This is a genomic window from Microbacterium sp. LRZ72 (assembly GCF_033792225.1).
GTDB lineage: Bacteria > Actinomycetota > Actinomycetes > Actinomycetales > Microbacteriaceae > Microbacterium.
In genome coordinates this window covers 249,423-273,943 of record NZ_JANGEX010000002.1, presented here as the reverse complement: position 1 = coordinate 273,943, position 24,521 = coordinate 249,423, and the positions used below count along the sequence as shown (strand labels likewise).

Below are 24,521 nucleotides of genomic sequence, written 5' to 3'. Positions count from 1 at the left end.
GGGGATTGACGCTGTGCGCACCGCACGCGTAGCGTGCCCTCCCCGCCGCGCGCACGCCTGCCGCGCACGACGAAGCCCCCGCCGAATGAACGACGGGGGCTTCGCAGAAAAGCCGTGGGCTCAGGCAGGCTGAGCGGCGAGGGCGAACCGCACCGATCCGTCTTCGGAGACCTGTGCGTCGAGCACCTTGTCGTCGAGTTCGGTGGCGGCAGCCGGCTCGAGGAAGACGCGTGCTTCGCCGGTCTCGACGACAGCGTCCTCGGGCTGGGGCTCCGGGGCGATCTGCAGCTCGTAGCCCGCTTCGGGGGTTCCGTTGCCGCGGATGCGCAGTCCGCCGTTGTCGCTGTCCGGCGCCTGCGCGACGATCGAGCGGACGGCTGTGGCAGCGTTTTCGGTGAGAGTGAGCATGGGTGCTCCTTCCGTAAGGGACGGCGAGGGGGCCACGATTCCGAGAATCCGGGCCTTATGCAACCCCTCGGCGTGTCGACGCCGCGGTTCGGAGCCGATTCCCATGTTGTGGCGCGGTCACCTATGCCGTCGCGGCCGTGCGGGAGCGCCGGGGCGCCTCAGGAGTTCTGCGCCTGCTCGTACGCCTCGAGAACGGATGCCGGCACGCGGCCACGGTCCGAGACCTGGTGACCGTTCGCGCGGGCCCATTCCCGCACGGCCGTGTAGTCCGGCCGGGCGCCGCCGCGGCGGCGGCGCGGGGAGGAGATCGCGCTCGCAGAACGGGAGGTGACCGGTCGCGCGGCCGAGATGTACCGCTCGAGCGCGCCCCGGAGCGCGGCGGCGTTCTCCTCGGTCAGGTCGATCTCGTATGCGGTGCCGTCGAGGGAGAACAGCACCGTTTCACCCTCACCGACCTCGAGCGTGGTTCCGTCGATGTCATCGACGAGCTGGTGGACGATTCTGCGGGCCATGTCGCCACCTTACCGAGCGGCGCCCGTTCCCGGGTGCTCGCCCCAGATTCCGCTCGTTCCGCGTCGGTGGCTGCCGACCAGATGGGTGTCGACCATGCCGATCGCCTCCATGAGGGCGAAGGCGGTCGTCGGGCCGACGAATCGAAAGCCGCGCGACTTCAGGGCGCGGGCCAGCGCCACGGATTCGGGGGAGGAGGACGGCACCTCCGCGGCAGCGCGGGGCGCAGGCGTGGCCTCGGGCCGGAAGCTCCAGACGAACTCCGCGAGCCCGCCCTCCTCCCGCAACGCCACCGTCGCCCGCGCGTTGCCGATCGTGGCGTCGATCTTGGCGCGGTTGCGGATGATCGCCTCATCCTCGAGCAGACGCTGCGCATCCTCCTCCCTGAACGCGGCGACCGTGTCGGGGTCGAAGTCGGCGAAGGCCGCCCGAAAGGCCGGCCGCCGACGCAGGATGAGGGCCCACGACAGGCCGGCCTGGAACGCCTCGAGGCTCAGGCGCTCGAACACGCCGCGCTCGTCGCGCACCGGCATCCCCCACTCGGTGTCGTAGTAGTGCTGCAGCAGCGGGTCGGATGCCGCCCAGCGCGGACGCGCCAGGCCGTCGGGCCCGACGACCAGATCGGGTGCGGCGTCGCTCATGCCGCAGCCCCCCGCGCCGCCTCGTGTGCCAGCAGCCACCGCTTGACCTCGGGGTGGGCGCCGTACTGGCCCGGGCTGCCGTCTGCACGCACGACACGATGCACGGGCACGACGAGTGTCAGGGGCGTGGTTGCGCACGCAGTGCCCACCGCGCGACCGCCCCGCGGGGCGCCGGCGAGGGCCGCGATCTCTCCGTACGCGGCGGTCTCGGCGAAGGGGATGCGGCGGATCTGCTCGAGGGCCTCTCGTGTGAACGGGCTGAGGCGCTCGAGGTCGAGCGGGCCCGTGTACGCCGCACGATGCCCGGAGAAGTAGCCGGCCAGATAGGTCGCGACATCCGCCAGCTCGGCGTCGTCGGGGATGCCGGGGGACTTCAGGCGCGCCAAGGCGGCCTCGAGCGCATGCTCCGGGCGCCCCCGGGTGATCTGCAGCGCGGCCAGCCCGGCGTCGCCGCGTACGGCGACCGCGGTGCCGATCGGAGTCGGGATGAAGGAGTAGGCGCAGGGCATGAGGACATCATCGCGCTCGTCGTTCGCGGCCGTCAGCCACGAACCCGCGGGTGGGGAGAGAGACCCGTGTGCGCCGCGCTGGGGAGGGCCGGTGGGGGCGCGTTACCACGAATCGCGCGAAACCCGCACAGCCTGCGGCCTTGCCGGCCTCGCGGCGCTTAGGGTGACCGTGTGTGGCGAGGAGACGAGAACGCCGTGGTTGCGGGCGAAGACGCGCCGGTGACGGCCGTGGCGCCCCACGACCTGAGCGTGGCTGACCCGAGCGTCACGGTCGTGAACGCCGCGGACGCGGACCGGTCGCGCCTGCGCGCCGAAGCGGCCCAGCTGGGCGGGCGCTCGCCGCTGCTGCAGTTCGTGCTCGGCGCCGATACCGGGATCGACATCACCAACGCGCATCCCGGCAGCCTGCCGCAGTTCATCACGGGGCAGTCCACCCTGCTCTCGGGGCTGTTCCGCGACGAGGTCGCGCTGCGCACGGCCCGCCTGGCGGCCGAGGCGATCACCGCCAAGAACGTCGAGCTGCGCACCGTGCGCTCGATCGACGCCGTGCACCTGGCGGTCGGGTTGTCGTCGTGGCGCCTCGGCGGCGTCACCTACTCCGCCCCGGTGCTGCTGCGGCCGCTCGCGATCCGCCGGCACGGCGCCGACTTCGAGCTCAAGCTCTACGGCGGCTTCCACATCAATCCCGAGCTCGCCTCGGTCGCCCGCGAGCACTTCGGCATCGCGCTCGACGGCCCCGCGCTCGCCGCGCTCGCCCACGAGCACGGCGTCTTCAAGCCGCAGCGCGTGATCGACCGCCTGCGGCAGCTGACGACGCACATCGACACCTTCACGGTGCAGCCACGACTGGTGGTGTCGACCTTCGCCGACGTGGGGCGCGCGATGAGCCGCGACGGCGTGACCCTGCCGAGCGTCGTGCTCGACGCCCTGGGCGGTCACGCAGCCGCGCGCGAGTCGCTCGCGACCCAGGCCGCCGAAGCGAGGGCCACGAGCGTCGACGAGAGGCCGCCCGCCGCCGACACCCTGCTGCTGGATGCCGATGCCGAGCAGGAGCACGTGCTCGCGCAGATCACCGCCGGTCGCTCGATCGTCGTGCAGACCCTGCCGGGAACCGGCGGCACCCAGACGGTCATCAACGCCGTCGGCGCCCTCGTGCAGAACCAGCGTCGCGTGCTTGTCGTCAGCGCCCGCCGCTCGACGATCGAAGGGGTGCGCCACCGGATGCAGCAGATCGGGCTGCCCGGGTTCGCCTGTGCGCCGGCGACGGCGGGCAAGGACCTGGTGCGCGCGATCGGTCGCAATGAGAAGGCGGCCGCGCCCGCCCTCGGCGAGGTCGACGAGGCGCTCGTGCGGCTGCGCACGCTGCTCTCTTCGTACCGGCGCGCCCTGACGGCGCCCGCCCACGGTCTCGGGGTCACGCCCCTCGACACGGTGCGCGCACTCGCCGGGCTGCAGTGGGGCGACCATTCCGCGCGGGCGTCGACCCGCTTCGACTTCGACACGCTGATGCGACTCTCCGGCGACCGCAGCGAAGCGGCGCAGAAGCTGCGGCTTGCCGCACAGCTGGGCGAATTCCGCTTCGGGCCCGACGACTCGCCATGGTACGGCGCCACGTTCTCCACCACCCAGGAGGCGCAGACCGCCCACGCGCTGGCGCGCCGGCTGAACACGACCGACGTGCCGCGCCTGCTCGAGCGCGGCTACGAGCTGATCGCCCAGACCCGGATGCGGCCCTTCGGCTCGATCGACGAGCTCGGCGACTATCTGCGGCTGCTCATCGACATTCGCGACTCGCTCGACAGGTTCAGCCCCTCGGTGTTCGAACGCCCCCTCGGCGATCTCATCCGCGCGGTGGGCTCGCGCCGCGACGGCGCGGAGATGCGCAGCGGCGAACGCCGTCGGCTGCGCCGGCTGGCCCGCGAGTACGTGCGCCCTGGCGTGCACGTCGCCGATATGCACGAGGCACTCAGCCGCATCCAGCGCCAGCGCACGCAGTGGCAGCGCTACGTCGAGTCCGGCGTCGCGCCCGAGGTGCCGCTGGGCCTCGAAGACGTTCACGTGGCCTGGCAGCGGGTCGCCGCCGAACTCGCCGAGCTCGACGGGCCGCTCGGGCGCGAGCTCGACCGTCGCCTCGCCGCGCTGCCGGTCGAGCGCCTGGTGCGCACGCTCGGTGGCCTCGCGGCCGAGTCCGACGTGCTCGACAACCTGATCGAGCGCACGTCGCTGCGCGGCGAACTGTCGCGCATGGGCCTCGGCGCGCTGCTGTCGGAGCTGTCGGTGCGGCACGTGCCCGCCGACCGCGTCGAGAACGAACTCGAATACGCGTGGTGGCAGTCGGCCCTCGAGCACATGCTGCGCAGCGACAAGTCGCTCCTCGGCGCCAACACGGGTGTCGTCGATCGGCTCGAGCGCGACTTCCGCCTGGTCGACGAGGCGCACGCCGCGGCATCCGGCAAGCTGCTGGCCTGGCAGCTGGCCCGCGAGTGGAAGATCGGTCTCGTCGATCACCCCGACGAGGCGGACGCGCTCAAGGTGATGCTCACGCGCGGAGAGCCGTCGCCGGCGAACCTGGCCGTCGCCGCGCCGACCCTCGGACGCGTGCTGGCCCCGGTGTGGCTGGCGTCGCCCTACGACGTGCCGCAGCTGCCGGAGTTCCCCGCTTTCGACACGGTGATCATCGCCGACGGGGGAGCGATCGACCTGGCCGAGGCCGCACCCGCCATCCGTCGCGCGCGGCAGGTGGTGGTGCTCGGCGACCCGGTGACGCAGAAGCCCACGCCGTTCGCGCTCGCCGCGGGCACCGTGTCGCAGGAGGAACCGGAGGTGGCCTTTGACGACACCTCGGTCTTCGAGCGCCTGGCCGACCTGCTTCCCGTGTACACGCTCACGCGCAGCTATCGTGCGGGCGGCGAGGACCTCGCCGAGCTGGTGAACGATGCCTTCTACGGCGGCGAGATCGTCTCGTGGCCGTGGGCGGGCTCGTATCTGGGGCGTGGCAGCCTGGCGATCGACTACGTCGAGGGCGGATTCGGCGCCCCCGACCCCGTCTCGGGCGCGGTCGAGAGCCCCGACACCGAGGTGGCCCGCGTGGTCACGCTCGTCGTCGAGCACGCCGTGAACCGGCCGAACGAGTCGCTGATGGTCATCACCGCCAGCGCACGCCACGCCGAGCGCGTGCGCGCCGCCGTCAATGCCGCCTTCTCGCGCCGCGGCGACGTGGCCGCATTCGCGCTGCGCGATACGGCCGAGCCGTTCGCGGTGCTGACCCTCGAGCAGTCGGTCGCCGAGAGCCGCGACCGCGTCGTCTTCTCGCTCGGCTACGGGCTGACCAAGCACGGTCGCGTGCTGAGCGACTTCGGCGACCTGTCGACCCCCGACGGCGAGCGCCTGCTCACGGTCGGGATGACCCGCGCGCGGCGGTCGATGGTGATCGTGTCGTCGATCCGCCCGTCGGCCTTCGACGACGGACGCCTCGAGCACGGCGCGGCCACGCTGATGTCGGTGCTCGGCGGCATGTCGGCCCGGAGCCGCGATGCGCAGCTCGAAGACCTGGCCGATCCGCTCACCCGGCGGCTCGCCGCCGAGCTGCGCGCGCTGGGCGTCGTCGTCGACGTGCACTACCGCGGACTGCTGCCGCTCGTGGCCCAGCACGGCGGCAAGGCCGTGGTCGTCGAGAGCGACCCGGAGCGCCACTCGGAATCCCTGCGTGAAGCCCTGCGCCTGCGCCCGCAGCTGCTGCGCCGCCTGGGCTGGCACTACGTGCGGGTGCACTCGTTCGACCTCTACACCGACCCGGCCGCGGTTGCCGCGCGGATCGGGGCGATCCTGGGTCTCGACCCGGAGCCACCCGCGCTCGAGACCTCGACCCAGCCGATCGATGTCATCGAGTGACGCGGATGCCGCCGGCCCCCGCCAGCGGATCGTCCGGGTCCCCGGTGCGCGCCGCGCGAAGCTGACGCCCGCGCCCGGGGCGACCGGCGAGCCGCGCGGGAGCGAGAACGAGCCGAAGGCGGTGCCGCCGGCATCCGGCTCTGGCCCGAACGACGAGCGCCTGCGGCAGGACGTGCCGCCGCACTACTGACGCGGCGAGGCCCCGCCGGTGCTCCGCGCGGCGTGCGCTGGCCCGCGCGGCCCGCCCTGTGCGGCCGCCCCTGTCGTTGTGGCTGCAGTATTCGGCAGCGGCTGCGGTAATTGATGGCGCCGCCGCCGAAAACTGCAGCCGCAAGGAGTCGGGAGCACGCCGCAGCCACCCGCGGCGAGTCGCAGGACCGTCAGGGCCTGGGGCCGGATGCCGGGTCGAGGGCGCCGCCGGAAGCGGCATCGGTCGCCGGCCGTGTCTGCAGCAGGTCGCGGATCTGCACGAGCAGCTCCTGCTCGGTGGGCAGCTGCGGCTCGTCGGGCTGCTTGTCGACCCCGGCCTTCGCGGCCGCGCGCGCCTTGACGTGATTCATCGGGTAGACGAAGACGAAGTAGACCACGACGGCGACGGCGAGAAAGCTGATGGCGGCGCTGACCAGGTCGCCGAGGGGGAAGACGACCTCCTGCCCGTAGATGCCGGTGAGCGTGGGGCCGACCTGGCCCTCTTCGTTCGGCTGGTAGAACAGCGCGACGATCGGGGTGATGACGCTCGAGACGATCGCCGTGACCACCGCGCTGAACGCCGCCCCGATGACGACGGCGACGGCGAGGTCGATGACGTTGCCGCGGAGGATGAACTCCTTGAATCCCTTGATCACGCTGTACTCCCAGGTGGTCTCGTGGGTGTGTGGATGCGTCAGGAAGCGGCGGGGGCCGCGGTCTTCGTCGCGGACGACGATGACGTCGAGCTCGAACCGCCCGACTCCGTCTTCGTGCCGGATTCGGAGGACGAGCCGCCCGACTCGGACTTCTTCGCGCTCGACGAGCCCGTAGAGCCCGACTTGCCCTCGCCCGCGCGCGAGTCGGTGCGGTAGAAGCCGCTGCCGTTGAACGTGACGCCGATAGAGCCGTACTCCTTGCGCAGGGTGCCCGCGCACTCGGGGCACTCCGTGAGGGTCGGGTCGGTGAAGCTCTGGACCGTCTCGAAGCGGTGCGAGCAGGACTTGCAGGCGTAGGCGTAGGTGGGCACGGGGTCTCCTCGGGGATGGGCCTCAGCGCGCGTGCGCGGCGAGATCGAGCGTTCGGGCGGGTGTCACGACGCCGGTCACCGGCTGGTCGCGCAGATCATGGGGCACGGCGGGCAGCACCTCGTGGTCGAAGACGACCGCGTAGACCGGGGGCTGGCGCGTCAGCGCGCCGAGGGCACGGTCGAAGTAGCCGCGTCCCCATCCCATCCGCATGCCGGACTCGTCGACGGCCGCAGCGGGGATGAGCATCAGATCGACGTGTTCGAGCGCACGCGGCGCCTCCACGTCGCCCGCGGGCTCGGACAGCCCGAACAGCCCGACGTTCTCGTGGCCGTCCTCCGCGGCGAGCGCCCAGTCCAGCAGCCCGTCGTCGCGGCTCACCGGCAGCAGCACGCGCAGCCCCTCCGCCACGGCCCAGGCCAGAAAAGGGCGGGTGTCGGGTTCGAACGGCGTCGACATGTAGCACGACACCGAGCGCGCCTGCGTGCGGGTGACCAGATCCTTGAGGGCGTTCGTCAGCCCCGCGGATGCCGCATCCTTCTCGTCCGGCGACATCGTGCGCCGTCGTTCACGCAGCTGCACGCGGAGTGCGTTCTTGGCTGCGGCGGTCTGATCGGGCACGCGCACAATTCTAGGCGGGCGCGGAGCGTATCAGCGCAGGGACGGGAATGCGTACCCCCTGCGCCCGGCCGTGAGATGTCGGTGCGCCAATATACGATGGGCGCATGTCCTCAGCGAACTTCAAGGCCGTCATTCCGGCAGCCGGTCTCGGCACGCGATTCCTTCCCGCGACCAAGGCCATGCCGAAGGAGATGCTTCCCGTCGTCGACAAGCCCGCGATCCAGTACGTGGTCGAAGAGGCGGTGCAGGCTGGCATCCGCGACGTGCTGATCATCATCGGTCGCAACAAGAACAACCTCTCGAACCACTTCGACTCGGTTCCCGAGCTCGAAGACAAGCTGCGGACGAAGGGCGACACCTCCAAGCTCGAGAAGGTCATGGCCTCGTCCGACATGGCCGACATCCACTTCGTGCGTCAGGGTGAGCCCAAGGGTCTCGGCCACGCGGTGCTGCGTGCGAAGGCGCACGTCGGGGACATGCCGTTCGCGGTGCTCCTCGGTGACGACCTGATCGATGAGCGCGATCCCCTGCTGACCAAGATGCTCGAGGAGCAGCAGAAGCGCGGCGCCTCGATCGTCGCGCTGATGGAGGTCGATCCCGACCAGATCCACCTCTACGGCGCCGCTCAGGTGGAGCAGACCGACGACCCCGACGTGGTCAAGGTGAACGGGCTCGTCGAGAAGCCCGCCAAGGAAGACGCGCCGTCGAACCTCGCCATCATCGGCCGCTACGTGCTCGGCCCCGAGATCTTCGAGGTGCTCGAGCACACCGGACCGGGCAAGGGCGGCGAGATCCAGCTGACCGATGCGCTCGAGGAGCAGGCCGGCGACGAGTCGGGTCCCGGCGTGTACGGCGTCGTGTTCCGCGGTCGTCGCTACGACACCGGCGATAGGGTGGACTACATCAAGGCCATCGTGCAGCTCGCCTCCGATCGTGAAGACCTGGGTCCCGAGCTGCGTCCCTGGTTCAAGGAGTTCGCGGCGGGACTATAGCGTCTCGTCGCCGCGGTCGAAGGGGTGCTGCGCATGGAACTCCACCTGCCGCGCGCGCACGGACCCGTATCGATCCGGCTCGTCCGCTCGCGGGATTCGCGTGTGCTCCAGCAGGAGCTGCTGAGCAATCGCAGCTGGCTGCAGCCCTGGGAGGCCACCAGCCCCGACGGCCCCGTGTCGTTCGACATGCGCCTGGGCATCCGCCGGCTGCTGCAGCAGTATCGCGACGGGCACGGCGTGCCCCTCGTGATGGAGTACGAGGGCGAGATCGCCGGGCAGTTGAACGTGTGGGGGATAGCGCGAGGATCGCTCGCGAGTGCAACGATCGGCTACTGGGTGAGTGAACGGTTCGCGGGCCGTGGGATCACCCCGGCATCCGTCGCCATGGCGACCGATCTGTGCTTCGAGTCCTTGCACCTGCATCGCATGGAGATCTGCATCCGCCCCGAGAACCGGGCGAGTCTGCGCGTCGTCGAAAAGCTCGGCTTCCGCTACGAGGGTCTGCGTCGCCGGTACATCCACATCGACGGCGACTGGCGCGATCATTTCGCCTTCGCGCTCACCCGCGACGACGTGCCAGAGGGCGTGCTGCGCCGCTGGGCCAACGGCGCGGTGCCTCGGGATGCCGCGGCGGTGCCCGCCCGCGACCGCTTTCCCTCGGCGCCGAGCGCGCCGGGCACCGCCAGCACCTGAGATTGCCTGGCTGCGACACGCGAGGGGTTGCGGCCGGAACCAGGGCGCCTCGCATACCGTGGTCGCCATGGGCGGACAGGTGCTGGGCGGCGGGGTGATCGTTCTGGTCGCGGTGGCGCTCTGGATGGTGTACCTGCTGCCCACCTGGCACAGCCGCCACCGGTACTACGCCGCCGAGCGCAACGCCGTGCGCCTGAACCAGGCGTTGCGTGTGCTCGCCGAGACGAGTGAGACGCCCGGCGAAGTGCGACTGGAGCTGTCGGCACGCACCGCGCTGCACCAGCAGCGACTCGCCAAGCGGCTGCAGGCCGAGAAGCAATCGGCCGAACTCGAATCACTGCGCGCGGATGTCGAGGCTGCTCGCCGTGCGCCCGCCGCCCGACGTGCACGCGCACGGCGCCGTGCGCGCCTGCTCGCCTCGACCCTGCTGCTCACCGGGCTCGCCGTCATCGGCGTCGGCGTGTGGCAGACCGTGCAGACCGGCAGTCAGCTGGCGCTGTGGGGCGGCGCCGTCCTCGCCGGGCTCAGCCTCGTGATCCTCGGCCGGATGTCTCGCGTCGCCGCACGTGCTGCGAGTCGCGAGAAGCGCGTGGTCGAGGAGGCGCCCGTCGTCACGTCGGCGACGATGCAGGACCTTGCTCTCACGGTCGAACGGCCGCGCGGGTGGGTGCCCCGTCCGCTGCCTCAGCCCCTGGCCTCGGCCGCCGGTTCACGCGCCTCGGCCCAGCTCGACGCCGCCGAGGCGCACGAGCATCTGCGCCGAGCCGCGCGCGAGGCTCAGCTGCAGGAACGCGCCGCCCGGCTGCGTCCCGAGCCTGTGCCGCTGCGCGCACCCGCCGCGCCACCGGCCGCGTCGCCATACGCGGCGATGGGGCGCGTCGACGACGCCGAGATCGAGGCCCACGTGCGCGAGCTGCTCCGGCAGCGCGCCGCGGGCTGAGGCATCCCGAGCCTCGTCCACTCGGGGGAGCGGCCCCGCACGTGAATGCGGCCCCGCTCGATGTTGAGCGGGGCCGCATCCAGGGGGCGTCTTACTTGTTGTCGTCGGTCAGCGCGTCCTTCGCATCCTGACCGGCCTGCTTGACGTTGGCCTTGGCCTGATCGGCCTTGCCCTCCGTCTGCATCTTGTCGTTGTCGGTGGCGTCGCCGAAGCCCTCCTTGGCTTTGCCTTTGAGCTCTTCGGCCTTGTTCCGCATGTCGTCGGAAGCACCCATCGTGCCCTCCTCTCGCTAGGTGTCTGCCCATCCTGCGCCTGTCGCCCACCTGAATGCAGAGGGTTGTCAGGCGAGGAGGCGCGTGCTACGCCTGAGCTTCATTGCGGGTGGGGCCGGCGGCATCGGCACCCGGAGCGGCGTGATAGCCTGTTCCAGGTCTTACGGGCCTGTGGCGCAGTTGGTAGCGCGCTTCGTTCGCAATGAAGAGGTCAGGGGTTCGAATCCCCTCAGGTCCACCGTGTGATGTCTCAGATTTCTGAGAAGCGCTGGCGCGTGCAGTCAGCCGGTGAAGACCATGTACTGCACGTGCGAACCGCCGTCATCCTCGATCACGGCCAGGATGACGGTTGTGTCGCCCTGCATGAACTGCCCGGTGACCATCTCGCCCATGTCGCTCCACGCGGTCTCCTCCCATCCGGAGAAGTCCTCACGCACCGCCTCCGCGACCTCGGCCGGCGGACGGGGGTCCGAGATGGTCAACGAGGTGCCGCTGCCTCTCTCGTCGTCGATCGTGACGCTTTGAATGACGTTCTCGGAGACGAGGGGAACGTCGTCAGGGAAGCCCTCCGGGACCTCGCCGAATTCCACGTCCGCTTCTCCGCCCGTCGCATCTTCGATCGCCTCCTCGGCCATTTCAGCTGATGCGCCCTCGGGGGGCTGATCCGCCGCGTCCTCTGTGGGAGACCCGACGCAGGCCGCCAGCGAGAAGGCGGCGGCGAGGGTGACGGTGGTGGCTGCATAACGGACGGGCGTGAGTTTCGGCATGGTTGCTTCTCCTACATAGCGGCGTGCGTGGCTCCTTCAGTGTTGCAGTCTTGCGGTGTGAGCCCCAAGACCGCGGCCGGCCGTGGGGGTCTGTGTGCGGGCGTGACGCCGCAGCCGCAGCCGCTGTCTGTGTCGCGGCGCGCGACACAATGGGGGGATGACCTCGCTCGATGCCACGGCATCCGCCCCCGTGACGATCGTCGGCGCCGGACTTGCCGGCCTGGCCTGCGCGCGGGCGCTCGGCGACAGCGGCATCCACGCCCACGTCGTCGACCGGGGCAAGCGGGTCGGCGGTCGTGTGGCCGCCCGCACACTCGCGGGGCGACAGGTCGACATCGGCGCCTCGTACCTGACCGCGCGCGAGGGCAGCGGCTTCGCGGGCGTCGTGGACGACTGGGTCACGCGAGGACTGGCCCGGGAGTGGACGCGCACGTTTCACGTGGCGGAGGGCCGCGGGCTGAACGGCGAGAGCACGGGCCCGGTGCGCTACGCCGCGCCAGGCGGACTGCGCAGCCTTGTCGTCGACCTCGCCCAGGGCGTCGACGTCCGCCCCGCCACGACGGTCGAGAGTGTCGAGCCGGGGCGCGTGGACAGCGCGCTCGCCGCAGAGGTGGTGCTCGCGATGCCTGACCCCCAGGCCCGGCGGCTGATCGAGGATGCTGCGCCGCTGGGTGCCGCGCTCGAGAAGGAGGCGGGATGGGAGCCGGTCATCGCGGTGGTGCTCGGCTGGTCCACGCGCGCATGGGATGCCGACCTGCATGGCGTGTTCGTCAACGCCGATCCGAAGATCTCCTTCATCGCCGACGACGGGGACCGGCGCGGCGACGACGCCCCGGTGCTCGTCGTGCACACCACCGCCGGGTTCGCCCGCCGCCATCTGGCCCACCCCGACGGAGCGATACCCGACGTCGTGCATGCCGTGCGCCAGACGCTCGGCATCCGCATCGACCCGGCGTGGACCTTCGCCCACCGGTGGTCATTCGCGAGGCCCGCCGCGGGGCGCCACCAGCCCTACGCGCGGGCCGGCGGCCGCGCCGTGTGCGGAGACGCGTGGGGCAGCGAACCGGCGGCGCGCACCGCGTGGGAGTCCGGTCATGCCCTCGGGCTCGCGATCGCAGCGGACCGGTGAACGCCCCGCCGCGCAGTATCGTGGCCGCGTGAGCGCCGATCTTCCGCCCCGCAGCAGAATCGTCGCCGAGCGCCTCGCGGCAGCCGGCATCCGATCTGACATCGTCACCCTCCCGGATGCCGCATCCACAGCCGCGGCCGCGGCAACGGCGCTCGGGATCGAGGTGGGGGCCGTCGCCAACAGCCTGATCTTCTGGAGCGACGACGAGCCGCTGCTGGTGATGACCAGCGGAGCCCATCGCGTCGACACGGCCGCGCTCGCGGCACGACTCGGACGCGGGACGATCGCGCGTGCCAGTGCGGAACAGGTGCGCGCGGCGACCGGCCAGGCGATCGGCGGTGTCGCCCCGACCGGCCACCCCGCACCGCTGACGACGGTCGTCGACGAGGAGCTCGCGCGGCATCCGCGCATCTGGGCGGCCGCTGGAACCCCGCACACGATGGTCGAGCTGACGTTCGACGAGCTCGTGCGGCTCACGGCGGGCACTGTCGCGAAAGTGGACTGACAGCACGAATCGCGGCGCATTCTCCACAGATGTGCTGCCAGGCATAGACGCCGCTGCTGCGAGTGCGGTACCTATGAACTGCACGATGCGAAGGACGCGTTCTGGGGATGCGTCCCGATCGGCCCGCTGGCCGCCTCCACTCCTCCGGTCGACCCCCGGGAAGAGCGAGACGACGGCAGGCCCTCCGCCATCGCGAGGGGGCGGGGGCGTGGTTTCGAGCAGCCCCCCTTACCGCTCGAGATCACGCTCCCCGGCCCGCGGGCGGTCGAGCCTACCGCGCGAGGTAGATCCAGGCCCGCGTGCCAGACTCGAGGGTGACGAGCGCGCGGCGGTAGCCGACGATCTCGTACTCGTCGGCGGCATCCACCTCGTCCTCGGTAAGGTGCACGACGCGCCCCACGACCTTGTCGCGCGGACTGCCGGTGCGGCGCAGCAGATGGCGCGTGCGCGGGACGTCGGGCCCGCCGTCGTGGGGGCGGGCGAGATAGTCGACGGTGTACCCCGACAGCACGTCGTCGACGCCGTCGAGCACGCGCCCGAAGGTCTCGCGCTGCACGGTGGGTTCGCGCAGGCTCGCATAGGTGAAGACGGCGACGTCGGCGCCGGATGCATCCGCCACAGCGCTCACATTAGCCCCGACCGGCGTCGGCGGCCATCGTTTTCAGCGAGCGAGGCCGAGTGCCAGTTCAGCGAGCACCGCCTGTGCGTCGGTGAGCCGGGCGAGCGGGGCGGCTTGTCCCAGCCACAGTGATTGGAGGTCGCCGATTCCGCGCCGCATCGCCTCGGTGCGGAACTGTCCCGTCAACCAGTTCTGAGCGGGAAACGCGGCGATCGCGCCACCGCTCTCGATGGTTTCGACGGCGCGGTTGCGTGCCCCTCGAGCGAGCCGTCCGGACATGGCGCGAGTGAGGACTGTCTGGTGGGCGCCCGTCGTGGCCATGATGCTCTTGTGAGCGTCGTTCGCAGCCGATTGGCGAGTGCGGAGGAATGCAGTGCCCACCTGCACGCCCTCGGCGCCGAGGGCGAGCGCCGCCGCAACGCCACGGCGGTCGGCGATCCCGCCCGCTGCGATGACCGGCACCGATACGGCATCCACAACCTGCGGCACGAGCGCGAACGTGCCCACGGCCGAATCGGGCTCGGGCTCGAGGAACGAGACACGATGCCCGGCGGCCTCCGCTCCGGATGCCACGATCATGTCGACCCCGCCGGCTTCGAGTGCGACTGCCTCGTCCACCGTCGTCGCGGTGCCGATCACCGCGATGCGGCGGCGACCGGCGGCCTCGATCGCGCCGGGCGATGGAACGCCGTAGACGAAGCTGAGCGCGGCGGGTGCGCAGTCGAGCACCGCGTCGAGTTGCTCGTCGAACGGAGGCAGGTACTGCGCGGGCGGATCGGGGAGCGGCAGCCCGAGCTCGCCGAACAGGGGAGCCGCGGCAGCGACGGCGGCATCCCACTCGGCGGCGGCCGGGTTGCGTTCCGTACCCGTGGGCAGCCAGAGGTTGAGGGCGAAGGGGGCGCCGGTGCCGGCAGCGAGGGCCCGTGCGGTCGCGTGGATGCGACCGGCCGTGTAGCCGTAGAGTCCGTAGGAGCCCAGCGCGCCGCCGTTGCTGACGGTCGTCGTCAGTTCGACCGAGGACAGTCCGCCGAACGGGCCGAGGACGATGGGCAGATCGAGCCCGAGACGGTCGGTGAGACGAGTGCGCATGAGTCCTCCGTGATCTCTGATCGTCGCCTCAGCGCGTGCGTGCGGCACCATCGGTCGCACGGCTCGTGCCGCTGAGGACGATGTAGGCGACCAGAAGCAGCATCAGCAGCGCGTCCGCGACGACGTAGAGCACGTGCAGCGGCGACGACCCAGGGTCGCCCCCCGCGAGGATGATGTCGGTGCGCGCGTTCAACGGAGGCCGGATGATCGCGATCTGGGTCAGCAGCACCACTGTCAGGCCGATGAGGACCCACCATCCACCGCGTCGCAGTCGGGGTCGAACGAACGAGAGGGCCGCCAGAACGGCGAGAAGAGCCGCACCGGCGAGGTTCGCCGCCGTCAGCACGAGTCGACCGATTCCGAGTGCGATCGGAAGCGTCACGTCGGGCGCGAGGAACTTCAGCGGGGTCTCGATGAAGGACAGCGCTCCGATGAGTCCGATCCAGATCCCCGCCAGTGCGACGCGCATGACTACTGCGGGGGGCAACGCCTTCTCCTCATCGGTTCGTCCTGCATAGAAAGCATATTCTTCCACTCTATTCACCTAGGGTGGTGTGACCATCGGTGCGGAGCGGCATGGGAGCGGAGCGATGAGCGAGCAGATCCAGGATCGCCTCGGGGCGCCGCCGCGAGGTCGAACCCGCGTTCTGGATGTGCTGCTCTCTTCGGCCGACCCCGTGGACGCTGCTTCGGTGGCAGAGCGGCTGCACCTCCACGTCACCACGGCTCGTTTCCACCTCGAGCGGCTCACCGCTGCCGGGGTCGTCGTGCGCAGCGCCGAGAACCCCGTTCGCCGTGGTCGTCCCCGTGTTCTGTATTCCGCTGCGACACGGCGCGGCGACGACGGCGTGCATGCGGAACTGGTCAACGTCCTCGCACTCGCGCTCACGACGAGTGGGGCGGATGCCGCTTCGACCGCTCGACGCGCGGGACACGGCTGGGGAGGCACCTATGGCGAACCCGACGCGGTCGAGCCCGTAGGGAACCTGGTCGCCATGCTCGACGGCATGGGCTTCAGCCCCGAGCACGAGACGTCCCCCGCGGCGATCCTCCTCCGGTCCTGCCCGTTCCGGCACGCCGTCCGACAGCATCCGGACATCATCTGCTCGGTGCACCGGGGCCTGATCGAGCAGCGTCTCGCCGGCACTGGCATCCGACCACGGTTGGAGCCTTTCGTCGAGACGGATCTCTGCCTCATCGCCCTCGAAGACACACCCTGACCGCGAGCGCGGCGCACACAAGGAGGATCCCCATGTCAACACTGGACGAGCACCTGATTCCGGTCTTCGAGGAGGTCGTCGCCCGGAATCCGGGCGAGACCGAGTTCCACCAGGCCGTCCGCGAGGTGCTCGAGAGCCTCGGCCCTGTCGTCGCCAAGCATCCGGCGTACGTCAACGGCGAGGTGCTTCGTCGCCTGTGCGAGCCCGAGCGACAGATCATCTTCCGTGTGCCGTGGGTCGACGACGGCGGCCGAATCCAGCTCAACCGCGGATTCCGGGTCGAATTCAACTCCGCCCTCGGTCCGTTCAAGGGAGGATTGCGGTTCCACCCCTCCGTCTATCTGGGGATCGTGAAGTTCCTCGGGTTCGAGCAGATCTTCAAGAACTCGTTGACCGGCCTGCCGATCGGCGGGGCGAAGGGCGGGTCGGACTTCGACCCGAAAGGACGTTCCGATGCAGAGGTGATGCGCTTCTGCCAGTCCTTCATGACCGAGCTGTACCGCCACATCGGGGAGTACACGGATGTGCCCGCGGGTGACATCGGCGTCGGTGGACGGGAGATCGGCTATCTGTTCGGGCAGTACAAGCGCATCACCAACCGATACGAGTCCGGCACCCTGACGGGCAAGGGGCTCGGCTGGGGCGGTGCGCGGGTGCGGACGGAAGCCACCGGCTACGGCACGGTGTTCTTCGTCAAAGAGATGCTCGCTGCCCGCGGCGATTCGTTCGACGGCAAGCGGGTGGTCGTCTCCGGCTCGGGAAACGTCGCGATCTATGCGATCGAGAAGGTGCAACAGCGCGGCGGACGGGTCATCGCGTGCTCGGACTCCGGGGGGTACGTCGTCGACGAGACCGGTATCGACGTGGAACTGCTCAAGCTCGTCAAGAACGAGCATCGGGGGCGCATGAGCGACTATGCCGAGCGGCGCGGCGCTACCGCGCGTTTCGTGAGCGCCGGGTCGATCTGGGAGGTCCCGTGCGAGATCGCTCTGCCCAGCGCGACCCAGAACGAGCTGAACGGGACCGATGCGAGGCGGTTGATCGCGAACGGCTGCGGGATCGTCGCCGAAGGGGCGAACATGCCGACGACTCCCGAAGCCGTCGACTTTCTTCGCCACGCCGAGGTGCTGTTCGCCCCGGGAAAGGCCGTCAATGCGGGCGGGGTCGCCACGAGTGCGCTGGAGATGCAGCAGAACGCATCACGCGACTCGTGGAGCTTCGGATACACCGAAGCGCGCCTCGAAGAGATCATGGCTTCGATCCACCAGCGCTGTCTGGAGACCGCCGACGAATATGGAAGCCCCGGCGACTACGTCGTTGGTGCCAACATCGCCGGATTCACCCAGGTCGCCGACGCCATGCTCGCGCTCGGCGTGATCTGACGCCGCCGAGCACGTCGCGTCGGCGGCTACGGCATCAGCACCGCGTGCGCGATCGTGTGGATCGCCAGCCCCGCGAGCGCACCGACGATGGTGCCGTTCAGCCGGATGTACTGCAGGTCGCGGCCGACCATCAGCTCGATCTTCTCGGTCGTCTCGGCCGGGTCCCAGCGCTGCACCGTGTCGGTGATCACCGAGGCGATGTCGTGTCGGTAGCGCTCGATCACGAAGGTGGCCGCGTCGATCGTCCAGGCATCGACCCGGTGGGCGAGAGCGGCATCCGAGGTGAGTCGCTGCCCGACCTCGGTCAGGGCCGTGCGGGTGCGCCGCCGCAGGGCGCTGGAGGGATCCTCGAGCGCGGCCAGCAGCCCCGCCTTCGCCGTGCGCCATGCCTGCGCCGCCAGCTCCTGCACGCGTGGGCTGTCGAAGACCGCGGCCTTCGCGCCCTCGAAGCGCGCGATCGTCGCGTCGTCGTGCTGCAGCTTGGTCGACAGCTGCGCCAGGTAGTCGTCGACCGCGGTGCGGGCGGGATGCCGGGGGTCGGCCCGCACGGCATCGACGAACGCGACCGCCTCGCGGTACACCCGCTCGTCGATGAAGCGATGCGCGAGCGAGGGGACCCACTCGGGCAGACGGCGCGAGATCAGCCCCGTGAAGGCGTCGCGGTTGGCCACCAGCCACGCCGCAAGGCTGTCGGCGGCCAGATCGACGGCGCCGTGGTGCGCCTGCGCCCGCACGATGCGGTCGAGCCAGGCGCCCGCTCCCGGCGCCCAGGCCGGCTCGACCAGATGCTCGCGAGCCAGATCGGCGATCAGATCGTTGACGTCCTCATCGCTGAGCGCGCGCAGCACGCCCGCGGCGACGGCGGATCCCTCCGAGGCGACGCGCTCGGCGTGCTCGGGATCGGTCAGCCACCGGCCGACCCGGTCGGCGACGCCGACCCGCTCGAGCTTCTCGCGCACGATCTCGCGCGAGAGGAAGTTGGTCTCGATGAACTCGCCCAGGCTGCGGCCGATCTCGTCCTTGCGGCGCGGAACGATCGCCGTGTGGGGAATCGGGATGCCGAGCGGATGCCGGAACAGGGCGGTCACGGCGAACCAGTCCGCCAGCGCCCCCACCATGCCGCCCTCGGCCGCCGCTCGCACGTACGACAGCCACGGAATCCGCTCCTGCAGCACGAAGGAGAAGGCGAACACGATCGCCATCGCGAGGAGGGCGCCGAGCGCGACGCGCTTCATCACCCGCAGCGCGCGGCGACGCTCCCGGTCGGCGGGCGAGAGCAGGGCCGTGGGAGTGCGCGGCATCCCGTCATCCTCCCATCGTGTCGGCGGGCGCGGCCGGGTTCAGGCGGCGGTCTCGCGCTGGCTCGTCCACGCCAGGTCGAAGCTGCGGTTCCCCGACATCCGCTCGGCGAAGCCGTCCAGACGCTCCATCACCTCGTCCGAGAGCGTCACGCCGACCGCCGGCATCCACTCGTCGACGTGGGCGGCGTAGCGCGAGCCGGGAATGGGCACCACGGCGATGCCCAGCTGGGCCGCCCGGGTGTACAGCCACGCGAGGGCCAGCTGAGCGCCGGTCACACCCGCGTCACGGGCCACCCCCAGGAACTCGGCGCGCAGGGCCGCGTTCGCGGAGAGGTTCTCGGGCGCGAAGCGGGGGAACTTGGGCCGGCCGTCGCCCTCGCCGATCTGGGCGGGGTCGAACCCGTCGCACAGCCATGCGCGGCTGAGCGGCGAGTAGGGCACGAAACCCGTGCCGGTCTCGATCGCGGCGGCGATCACGTCGCGCTCGACGTCGCGGCTGACGACGCTCCACTCCGTCTGGATCGCGGCGATCGGGTGCACGGCGTGGGCGCGGCGCAACTCGTCGCCGGTCGCTTCCGACAGGCCGAGGTGGCGCACCTTGCCGGCCGCGACGAGCTCGGACATGGCACCGACGGTCTCTTCGATCGGCACCTTGGGGTCGACGCGGTGCTGATAGTAGAGGTCGACGTGGTCGGTGCCGAGCCGCTGCAGGCTCTGATCGATCTGCTCGCGCACGTAGGCGGGGTCGCCACGCACCTCGCGCTTGCCGATGAGCCCGCCCGCGATGCCGAACTTGGTGGCGAGCTGGATCTCGTCGCGTCGCGTGGAGATCAGCCGAGAGATGGTGCGTTCACTGCGCCCGCCCCCGTACACGTTGGCCGTGTCGACGAAGGTGATGCCGGCGTCGACGGCGTGGGTGAGCGTGGCCAGAGCCTGGTCATCAGCTACAGGGCCGTAGACGTCCGAGAGGCTCATGGCGCCGTAGCCGAGGGCCGAGACGACGAGGCCGTCGCCGAGCCGAGTGCGGGGGAGGAGGCCGGTGGGGTGATGCGATACGGTCACCGGCCTCATCCTAGAGGCCGCCCTGCGCCGGCGCTCAGTTCGCGTTCTCCGGCACGGGAAAGCGCAGCGTCGCCGCCACGGGCGAGCCGTCGAGCAGGTCCTTGTTGCGCACCGCCCGCGCACGCCCGCCGCTGCGGAGCACCCGCGCGGCGATCTCGTCGACGAGCACGTACGTGTCGGGGCCCGGCTCGTCGGCGTGCTCGATGCGCCCGTAGTCGTCGATCGTGCCCTCGGCGGTGTCGTCCATGTTGAACAGCAGCTCGTCGATGCCGGCGGCCGACGCCGCCACCGCGACCTCGGCGATGCGGGAGGTGGCCAGCCCTTCGGACCGCAGGGAGCCGAACCGCTCACGCCAGTCGGAGAGTTCGGCGGCGTAGTGCTCGTCGAGGATGCCGCGCGCCGCCCCATCGATGTCGCGTTCCGTGAGCGAGTCGGGATGGGCGTCGATGCCCTTCTCGAGCAGCAGCGGATGCGTGTTCACCGCGCGGTAGGCCGGGTCGAGGTCGGTCGTGGCGGCGAGGATGACGGGAATGCTCTTCGGCACGACCTTGACGAGCTCGTCCTGCACGACGCGGCAGTAGCGCTCGCGTTCGAGGCGATCGCCCGTCGTGCCCTGCGGGCGGGGCATGTCGGCCTGGCCGTGGTTCTCGGCCCGCTCGAGGATCGTGTGGTGGTCATCCGGCAGGGCGAGGGGCCGCTCGATGAGCCGGTGGTCGGGGCCGAGTTCGCTCAGGCGCACCTCGCCCTTCGACAGCTGCAGCACGAAGGCACGGTGCGGGAACGTGATGGCGCGCAGGAGCGGCCCGGTGTCGAAGCGGTCTCCGACCGACGCGTGGTCTTCGACCGCGTTGGCGAGCCGGAAGGTCTCGATGCGCTCGGGCGAGGCGAAGATGATCAGCGACGCGGACTGGTGCGTCCAGAACGGGTCGTTCTCGTCGAGCAGCTCGCGCAGGGGGTCGATGACCGCCCGCTGGCTCGCGCCGGGCACGTCGCCCTCGGCGAGCTGTCGTTCGGCGTCGTCGATGAGGTTGCGCAGGCCGATCCGCACCCGCCCATGTTCGGCGGGAACGGGCGACGAGGTCGCGACGATCGTGACGCTCGCCTCTGAGCGCGCGTCGGTCAGATCGAGCAGGCCGGCGGTGTCGGGAAGATCTGCAGGCAACATGCGGGCCACGCTACGACCCACCTCCGCGACGGCGAAAGGGGTTGCGGCATCCGCGGTACGGCGTTAGACGCTGCGCCCTGGTGCCGTCACGATTCGATCGGTCCGAGCCACGCGGTCGCGACCGTTGCGTGCGCCGACTCGGGGTCGGACGGGTGGAAGGCGCCGGCGATCACATCGCGGTAGAGCCGCGACAGCTCCGAGGATGCGGCGTACGACGATCCGCCCGAGACCAGCAGGGCGTCGTCGACGATGCGCTTGGCGGACGCGGTGGCGCGGTGCTTGATGCCGGACAGCAGCGAGAACCAGCGCGGGCCGTGGTCGGCCTGGGCATCGACGTCGTGGGCGATCGCGGCGATCTGCGGCGGCAGCGCGTCGTACTCCAGCGCCATGTCGGCGATCCGCCAGCGGATGTCGGGGTCTTGCGCGTACGTCCTGCCGGTCTTCTTCGAGGTGCGGGTGCCGACGGTGTCGACCGCGACATCCAGGGCCCGGCGGGCGATGCCCGTGTAGACGGCGGCGAGCAGGATCTCGAAGACGCTGAAGATGCCGAAGACGATCGGATCGGGGTTCGGGCCGGGGTCCACGCGGCGCACCACCCGGTCGGCGGGTGCGAGGGCCGCGTGCAGCTCGGTCGTGCGGCTCTGCGTGGCGCGCATTCCGAGCGAGTCCCAGTCGTCGCGGGTGTGCACGCGCCCGGCGTCCGCCTCGGTGCGAGAGACGAAGGCGTAGACCATCTTCGGCGCGTCGGGCGAGGTGGTGTCGAGGCCGTGCAGCCCCAGGTGGGTCCAGGCCGGTGCGAGCGAGGTGAAGATCTTCGTGCCGGTGAAGGAATACGCCCCGTCCGGCTGCGGCGCGGCATCCGTGTCGCTGCCGAAGAGCACCAGGTCGTTGCCCGCCTCGCTGATGCCGAAGGCGAACAGCTCGCCGGCGGCCGCGCCGTGCTGCACGAAGGCCAGGTCGTCGATGCCCCGCTCGCGCAGCACCTTGGCCACACCCGTCCAGACCAGGTGCATGTTCACGGCCAGGGCCGTGGCGGGGGCGGCTCCCGCCAACCGCTGCTGCAGCACCGCGGCATCGGCGAGGCTCAGCCCCGCCCCGCCGCGGTCGGCCGGCACCAGGATGCCGAGATACCCGGCTTCGCGCAGATCGCCCAGGTCGTCGTGGGGGAACGTGTTGGCGGCGTCGTGGCCGGCGGCGCGCTCGCGGATGCGCTGCAGCAGCGCCTCGTCGAGAACGTCGGCGGGGTCGAAGGGGGTGTGGGTCACGTCAGGATCTCCCGCAGCATGCGCATCGTCTCGTCGGGCTTGTCGCGGTGGGGGGAGTGCCCCGCGCCGGCGACCGTCGTGAGGGTGAACAGGGGATTGGCCGCGAGGATTCCCTCGGCGACGGGGCCGCTGAACAGGCTGTAGACCGCCGGGTCCGCGGCGATCACGTGGGCGGGCACCGTCACGCGGATCGCGTGGGCCCGCACGTCCCACGGGGAGTTCTGGATGCCGGTCTGCTCCACCGCGTGCCGGCTGGCCTGCACGGCCGCCACGGCCTTCAGCTCGACGTCGTGCGGGTGCCAGCCGGGATGCTCGGCGCGGATCGTCGCTTCGGACGGGTGGGCGAACGCCGCCTGCTGGCTGGCTCGGATCACCTCGCCGTCGCGCTCGTCGACGACGATCCCGGGGTCGACGAGCACCAGCCGGCGCGCCCAGCCGGGGTGCTCGGCGCCGGCGACGACGGCCGCGGCGCCGCCGAGGGAGTGACCGATGACGAGGTCCCAGGGCTCGCCGGCATCCGGCACCGTGTGCGCCAGGTCGGCGGCGTAGGCGGCGATCGTGTAGTCGAGGGCCCGCGGGGCGGTGCCGTGACCACGCAGGTCCACGGCGATGGCGCGCCAGCCCTCGTCGGCGAGGGTGGCGCCGAACCGCCACATCAACGCGCCGGTCGACCCGAGGCCGTGCACGAGCAGCGCGCGGCGGGGAGCGGCGGGGGCGCCCCATGAGGTGCGCGGAAGAGTGAGGGGTGCCGGCATCCGCCCAGCCTACGGAAAGCGCCGAACACGACCCGGGGTGGCGAGGGCGTGGGCACAATGGGGGCATGATCTCGACCGAGCTGGCGCGGGCGCTGCGGGCCACGGGCCTGCGCTGGCGGCCCCGATCGGGTGACCGGTTTCAGCTCGACGAACCGGAGTTCGAGGCCGACGTGTTCACGGTCAGTGAGATGACGATCGAGCCGCACGAGTACGCGACCGGCGTCGTGCTGGCCTTCAACGGCACGACCGAGTGGGCGCTCGACTCCGTCGCGCTCGAGGACGCGCTGTGGCTGCCGTCGGAGGATCAGCTGCGCGAGCTGCTGCGCGGGTCGTTCCGGTCCCTCACCCGCCGCGCCGACACCCACGAGGTCGAGATCGAGTTCTCCGGCGAGCGGGTCGTCTTCGACCATCCCGAGCCGGCCGATGCCTACGCGCTCGCGCTGCTGCAGGTGCTGCGCCGCATCCGATGACCGGCCCGACGCCGCGCACGTGCGACACGCCGGGGCGGATGTGCGGCAGCGGATCCGCGCCGGATCCGGGCTGCGTCATCCCCACCTGTGGACAGCGTGGGAGGAGGGCCGGGAGAACCGCGTCTTCTCGCCCCTCGGGGGCGGCGCGGACGCCGCCGGCCTGTGGATGAAACGGTGGAGAAATTGTGAGGGGCGGTGGATGAGTCGCGGATAATCACACGAATGTAACTACTACCCCTTGTGGTTGCTTCCGATGTCCGTCCCCATATGTAGTATTGGACTCCCGGTGGGGGGACGCCGGCCCGACCAACAGAATCAGACCGAAAGTAAGGGGATGAAGGCCGCCATGGCGATCACCGTCTACACCAAGCCCTCGTGCGTCCAGTGCAACGCCACCTACCGGGCCCTCGACTCCAAGGGCCTCGAGTACAACGTCCTGGACCTCTCGCAGGATCCCTCCGCGCTCGAGCAGGTCAAGTCGCTCGGCTACCTGCAGGCCCCCGTCGTGATCACCGACGAGGACCACTGGTCGGGCTTCCGTCCCGACAAGATCGACGAGCTCGCCTCGCGCCTGGCCTGACCGGCCCGCCGGGCGACCGGCATCCCTCACCACAACCCGCTTCTCGACACACTCGGCGACGGGGGGGCCCATGACCGCGGTGGCAACGCAAGCGCCGAGACTGGTCTACTTCTCCAGCGTCTCGGAGAACACGGCGCGCTTCATCGCCAAACTCGGGATGCCGGCGACGCGCATTCCGCTGCACGCATCGGAGCCCCCGCTTATGGTCGAGGAGCCCTACGTGCTGGTCACGCCGACCTACGGCGGCGGCGAAGGGCGCGGGGAGGAACGCGGAGCGGTGCCGAAGCAGGTGATCCACTTTCTGAACGATCCGGGCAACCGGGCGAACATCCGCGGCGTCATCGCCGCGGGAAACACGAATTTCGGCGACGCGTTCTGCCTCGCCGGTGACATCATCAGCCGCAAGTGCCACGTGCCGCACTTGTATCGGCTCGAACTGTTCGGCACGCCGGAAGACGTCGATCGCGTACGCGACGGATTGGAACGATGGTGGCAGCTGTACTGACCGACGAGGTCTCGAC

The 24,521-nt window shown here is 70.8% G+C and carries 29 protein-coding genes and 1 tRNA gene; 13 read left to right on the top strand and 17 right to left on the bottom strand.

The window, feature by feature from the left end:
- Positions 1-120: 120 nt before the first annotated feature.
- The 4 genes from M4I32_RS03785 to M4I32_RS03770 all read right to left on the bottom strand — a co-directional run bounded on the left by M4I32_RS03785 (position 121) and on the right by M4I32_RS03770 (position 2,068).
- The gene (locus M4I32_RS03785; protein ID WP_319033154.1) at positions 121-408 is read right to left on the bottom strand and encodes a Fe-S cluster assembly protein HesB; all 288 of its coding nucleotides are present in this window, start codon (positions 406-408) and stop codon (positions 121-123) included.
- A gap of 158 nt (positions 409-566) precedes the next feature.
- Positions 567-920 carry an Lsr2 family protein gene (locus M4I32_RS03780; protein ID WP_319033153.1) on the bottom strand — a complete coding sequence of 118 codons (354 nt, stop codon included), beginning with the start codon at positions 918-920 and terminating at the stop codon, positions 567-569.
- Positions 921-929: 9 nt separating this feature from the next.
- On the bottom strand, positions 930-1,559 hold the full coding sequence (locus M4I32_RS03775) for a DNA-3-methyladenine glycosylase I (RefSeq protein ID WP_319033152.1): 630 nt from the start codon (positions 1,557-1,559) through the stop codon (positions 930-932).
- Entirely contained in the window at positions 1,556-2,068 is a 513-nt protein-coding gene (locus tag M4I32_RS03770) for a methylated-DNA--[protein]-cysteine S-methyltransferase (protein ID WP_319033151.1), read from the bottom strand. Before M4I32_RS03770 ends, M4I32_RS03775 begins: the two co-directional genes overlap by 4 nt.
- Before the next feature lie 171 nt (positions 2,069-2,239).
- Between M4I32_RS03770 and M4I32_RS03765 the strand changes: the two genes are divergently transcribed.
- Together M4I32_RS03765 and M4I32_RS03760 are read left to right on the top strand one after the other, a co-directional pair.
- Positions 2,240-5,959, top strand: coding sequence for an AAA family ATPase (locus M4I32_RS03765; protein ID WP_319033150.1), 3,720 nt, complete (start codon positions 2,240-2,242; stop codon positions 5,957-5,959).
- Positions 5,946-6,149, top strand: a complete 204-nt coding sequence (locus M4I32_RS03760; RefSeq protein WP_319033149.1) for a hypothetical protein — start codon at positions 5,946-5,948, stop codon at positions 6,147-6,149. The genes M4I32_RS03765 and M4I32_RS03760 overlap by 14 nt, the downstream gene beginning before the upstream one ends.
- 190 nt (positions 6,150-6,339) lie before the next feature.
- Here M4I32_RS03760 and mscL read toward each other — a convergent pair whose 3' ends face one another.
- From mscL to M4I32_RS03745, 3 genes are read right to left on the bottom strand one after another with little or no spacing between them, the layout of a single operon-like run.
- Positions 6,340-6,804 (bottom strand): large conductance mechanosensitive channel protein MscL, encoded by a 465-nt coding sequence (gene mscL, locus M4I32_RS03755; protein WP_319033148.1) that lies wholly within the window; start codon positions 6,802-6,804, stop codon positions 6,340-6,342.
- Positions 6,805-6,842: 38 nt separating this feature from the next.
- The gene (locus M4I32_RS03750; RefSeq protein ID WP_319033147.1) at positions 6,843-7,175 is read right to left on the bottom strand and encodes an FmdB family zinc ribbon protein; all 333 of its coding nucleotides are present in this window, start codon (positions 7,173-7,175) and stop codon (positions 6,843-6,845) included.
- Between the two features lie 22 nt (positions 7,176-7,197).
- Positions 7,198-7,794, bottom strand: a complete 597-nt coding sequence (locus M4I32_RS03745) for a 5-formyltetrahydrofolate cyclo-ligase (RefSeq protein ID WP_319033146.1) — start codon at positions 7,792-7,794, stop codon at positions 7,198-7,200.
- Between the two features lie 104 nt (positions 7,795-7,898).
- On the opposite strand from M4I32_RS03745, the gene galU reads away from it, so the two are divergent.
- The 3 genes from galU to M4I32_RS03730 all read left to right on the top strand — a co-directional run bounded on the left by galU (position 7,899) and on the right by M4I32_RS03730 (position 10,419).
- A complete protein-coding gene (gene galU / locus M4I32_RS03740; RefSeq protein ID WP_319033145.1) occupies positions 7,899-8,786 on the top strand; it encodes a UTP--glucose-1-phosphate uridylyltransferase GalU in 888 nt (295 codons plus the stop codon).
- A gap of 33 nt (positions 8,787-8,819) precedes the next feature.
- Positions 8,820-9,479 (top strand): GNAT family protein, encoded by a 660-nt coding sequence (locus M4I32_RS03735; RefSeq protein ID WP_319033144.1) that lies wholly within the window; start codon positions 8,820-8,822, stop codon positions 9,477-9,479.
- A 67-nt stretch (positions 9,480-9,546) separates the two neighbouring features.
- Entirely contained in the window at positions 9,547-10,419 is an 873-nt protein-coding gene (locus M4I32_RS03730; RefSeq protein ID WP_319033143.1) for a hypothetical protein, read from the top strand.
- Positions 10,420-10,510: 91 nt separating this feature from the next.
- Here the strand turns inward: M4I32_RS03730 and M4I32_RS03725 are convergent, their stop codons facing one another.
- The gene (locus tag M4I32_RS03725; RefSeq protein ID WP_319033142.1) at positions 10,511-10,693 is read right to left on the bottom strand and encodes a CsbD family protein; all 183 of its coding nucleotides are present in this window, start codon (positions 10,691-10,693) and stop codon (positions 10,511-10,513) included.
- Between the two features lie 163 nt (positions 10,694-10,856).
- Here M4I32_RS03725 and M4I32_RS03720 point away from each other — a divergent pair.
- Positions 10,857-10,929 (top strand) — tRNA-Ala (locus M4I32_RS03720).
- A 43-nt stretch (positions 10,930-10,972) separates the two neighbouring features.
- On the opposite strand, the gene M4I32_RS03715 is transcribed toward M4I32_RS03720, so the two are convergent.
- Positions 10,973-11,458, bottom strand: a complete 486-nt coding sequence (locus M4I32_RS03715) for a hypothetical protein (RefSeq protein ID WP_319033141.1) — start codon at positions 11,456-11,458, stop codon at positions 10,973-10,975.
- 157 nt (positions 11,459-11,615) lie between these two features.
- Here M4I32_RS03715 and M4I32_RS03710 point away from each other — a divergent pair, with 157 nt between their 5' ends.
- Positions 11,616-12,587 (top strand): NAD(P)/FAD-dependent oxidoreductase, encoded by a 972-nt coding sequence (locus M4I32_RS03710; protein ID WP_319033140.1) that lies wholly within the window; start codon positions 11,616-11,618, stop codon positions 12,585-12,587.
- A gap of 28 nt (positions 12,588-12,615) precedes the next feature.
- Entirely contained in the window at positions 12,616-13,092 is a 477-nt protein-coding gene (locus tag M4I32_RS03705; RefSeq protein ID WP_319033139.1) for a YbaK/EbsC family protein, read from the top strand.
- A gap of 271 nt (positions 13,093-13,363) precedes the next feature.
- Here M4I32_RS03705 and M4I32_RS03700 read toward each other — a convergent pair whose 3' ends face one another.
- The 3 genes from M4I32_RS03700 to M4I32_RS03690 are packed head-to-tail and all read right to left on the bottom strand — an operon-like array spanning position 13,364 to position 15,287.
- Positions 13,364-13,711: a gamma-glutamylcyclotransferase family protein gene (locus tag M4I32_RS03700; protein WP_319033138.1), complete on the bottom strand. Its 348-nt coding sequence runs from the start codon at positions 13,709-13,711 to the stop codon at positions 13,364-13,366.
- A gap of 42 nt (positions 13,712-13,753) precedes the next feature.
- Positions 13,754-14,800: an NAD(P)H-dependent flavin oxidoreductase gene (locus tag M4I32_RS03695; protein WP_319033137.1), complete on the bottom strand. Its 1,047-nt coding sequence runs from the start codon at positions 14,798-14,800 to the stop codon at positions 13,754-13,756.
- Between the two features lie 28 nt (positions 14,801-14,828).
- On the bottom strand, positions 14,829-15,287 hold the full coding sequence (locus M4I32_RS03690) for a hypothetical protein (RefSeq protein ID WP_319033136.1): 459 nt from the start codon (positions 15,285-15,287) through the stop codon (positions 14,829-14,831).
- Between the two features lie 103 nt (positions 15,288-15,390).
- On the opposite strand from M4I32_RS03690, the gene M4I32_RS03685 reads away from it, so the two are divergent.
- Positions 15,391-16,020: a hypothetical protein gene (locus M4I32_RS03685; RefSeq protein WP_319033135.1), complete on the top strand. Its 630-nt coding sequence runs from the start codon at positions 15,391-15,393 to the stop codon at positions 16,018-16,020.
- A gap of 32 nt (positions 16,021-16,052) precedes the next feature.
- Complete coding sequence (gdhA, locus tag M4I32_RS03680; protein WP_319033134.1) at positions 16,053-17,402, top strand: NADP-specific glutamate dehydrogenase; 1,350 nt, start codon at positions 16,053-16,055, stop codon at positions 17,400-17,402.
- A gap of 26 nt (positions 17,403-17,428) precedes the next feature.
- Here gdhA and M4I32_RS03675 read toward each other — a convergent pair whose 3' ends face one another.
- The 5 genes from M4I32_RS03675 to M4I32_RS03655 all read right to left on the bottom strand — a co-directional run bounded on the left by M4I32_RS03675 (position 17,429) and on the right by M4I32_RS03655 (position 22,950).
- On the bottom strand, positions 17,429-18,703 hold the full coding sequence (locus M4I32_RS03675; RefSeq protein ID WP_319033133.1) for a DUF445 domain-containing protein: 1,275 nt from the start codon (positions 18,701-18,703) through the stop codon (positions 17,429-17,431).
- Between the two features lie 39 nt (positions 18,704-18,742).
- Positions 18,743-19,765 (bottom strand): aldo/keto reductase, encoded by a 1,023-nt coding sequence (locus tag M4I32_RS03670; RefSeq protein WP_319033132.1) that lies wholly within the window; start codon positions 19,763-19,765, stop codon positions 18,743-18,745.
- Between the two features lie 34 nt (positions 19,766-19,799).
- Positions 19,800-20,930: a hypothetical protein gene (locus M4I32_RS03665; protein ID WP_319033131.1), complete on the bottom strand. Its 1,131-nt coding sequence runs from the start codon at positions 20,928-20,930 to the stop codon at positions 19,800-19,802.
- An 86-nt stretch (positions 20,931-21,016) separates the two neighbouring features.
- Entirely contained in the window at positions 21,017-22,195 is a 1,179-nt protein-coding gene (locus tag M4I32_RS03660; RefSeq protein ID WP_319033130.1) for an acyl-CoA dehydrogenase family protein, read from the bottom strand.
- Positions 22,192-22,950, bottom strand: a complete 759-nt coding sequence (locus M4I32_RS03655) for an alpha/beta hydrolase (RefSeq protein WP_319033129.1) — start codon at positions 22,948-22,950, stop codon at positions 22,192-22,194. The genes M4I32_RS03660 and M4I32_RS03655 overlap by 4 nt, the downstream gene beginning before the upstream one ends.
- A 65-nt stretch (positions 22,951-23,015) precedes the next feature.
- Here M4I32_RS03655 and M4I32_RS03650 point away from each other — a divergent pair, with 65 nt between their 5' ends.
- The 3 genes from M4I32_RS03650 (at position 23,016) to nrdI (ending at position 24,505) form a co-directional block, all read left to right on the top strand.
- Positions 23,016-23,420: a pilus assembly protein CpaE gene (locus M4I32_RS03650; RefSeq protein ID WP_319033128.1), complete on the top strand. Its 405-nt coding sequence runs from the start codon at positions 23,016-23,018 to the stop codon at positions 23,418-23,420.
- A 346-nt stretch (positions 23,421-23,766) separates the two neighbouring features.
- The gene (gene nrdH / locus M4I32_RS03645) at positions 23,767-24,000 is read left to right on the top strand and encodes a glutaredoxin-like protein NrdH (RefSeq protein WP_319033348.1); all 234 of its coding nucleotides are present in this window, start codon (positions 23,767-23,769) and stop codon (positions 23,998-24,000) included.
- Positions 24,001-24,070: 70 nt separating this feature from the next.
- Positions 24,071-24,505, top strand: a complete 435-nt coding sequence (gene nrdI / locus M4I32_RS03640) for a class Ib ribonucleoside-diphosphate reductase assembly flavoprotein NrdI (RefSeq protein WP_319033127.1) — start codon at positions 24,071-24,073, stop codon at positions 24,503-24,505.
- Positions 24,506-24,521: the final 16 nt, after the last annotated feature.